The following is a 1,069-nucleotide window of genomic DNA, read 5'->3' as shown; positions in this document are numbered from 1 at the left end:
CCGGGACGGGTACACGGTGCGTTCCAGCATCACGGGGGCCCGGCCCAGGAGCCTCAGCCGCAGCACCTCGGTGACCTCGTCGCCGGCGCCGAGCTGGAGAGCTTCGCCTTCGGCGACGGTGGCCGGTCGGACCCGACTGTGGATGGTGCGCGCACCGGGCTCCTCCCCCTGGGCCCGGGCCCAGGCCGTGAAACTCAACAGTTCCTGAAAGCTCTGGGTCCGAGCCGTACCCAGGACCACGCGCCGGGTTCCGCGCCGGGAGGTCACCAAGCCGTTGGCCCGCAGCAGTGCCAGCGCGTTGCGCACCGTACCCCGGGACACCCCGTACTGTTCCGCCAGGCTCTCCTCGCTGGGGAGCCGTCCGTTGTTTCCGAATTCCCCCGCCTCGATCTCGCGACGGATATTGGCTGCCAACTTACGATATTGGGCACCTTCGGTCTTCACGCGCCCGCCGCCTCTTTTTGATGCCTCGTCCACCATGCCTCCACGGTACAGMGATTCGGCGAAATCCCCTGTAAATCAATACCTTTGCGCCGACAGTGCTCCGACAGTTCGTCCACCCACCCCTCCCCGTTCACCCGGCGTACACCTGCGGCGCTGATAGTGGTTTTGACAAGTTGTATAGCCAACTTTTAGGAGATGTCATGAAAACCACACTTCGCCGCTTCAGCGCCATGGGCGCCGCGGCTCTGCTTCTGGGCGGCCTGGCCGCCTGCTCCTCCGGCAATGCCGCCCCCGCCGAATCTAAGGGCGCCGTGGCCTGGAAGACTGTCACCTCGGCCGCAGCCGGAGGCGGCATGGACGCCCTGATCGCTGCCGCCAAGAAGGAAGGCAAGCTCAACGCCATCGCCCTCCCGAACGACTGGGCCAACTACGGCGAAGTCATCTCCACCTTCGAGAAGAAGTACGGCATCAAGGTAGAGGTAGAGAACCCGGACGCCTCCAGCGCGGACGAGCTCAACGCTGTGTCCTCCCGGAAGGGTCAGGACCGCTCCCCGGACGTCATCGACGTGGGGCACGACTTCGACGCCCAGGCCGCCAAGCAGGACCTGCTGGCCCCGTACAAGGT

1 protein-coding gene and 1 pseudogene are annotated in these 1,069 nt (G+C 65.8%); one reads left to right on the top strand and one right to left on the bottom strand.

Translation table 11 applies throughout. The features are described 5' to 3' along the window. Positions 1–414: GntR family transcriptional regulator (locus AC1DEY_RS23630; RefSeq protein ID WP_476870122.1), on the bottom strand; the 414-nt coding region annotated here is incomplete at its 3' end. Positions 415–644: 230 nt separating this feature from the next. Here AC1DEY_RS23630 and AC1DEY_RS23625 point away from each other — a divergent pair. Then, positions 645–1,069 (top strand): annotated as a pseudogene (locus AC1DEY_RS23625) (ABC transporter substrate-binding protein); the annotation flags it as partial.

The organism is Arthrobacter sp. 05T47, assembly GCF_056395825.1.
Note: the sequence above shows the minus strand (reverse complement) of the source record. Positions and strands in the feature narration are given on the sequence as shown.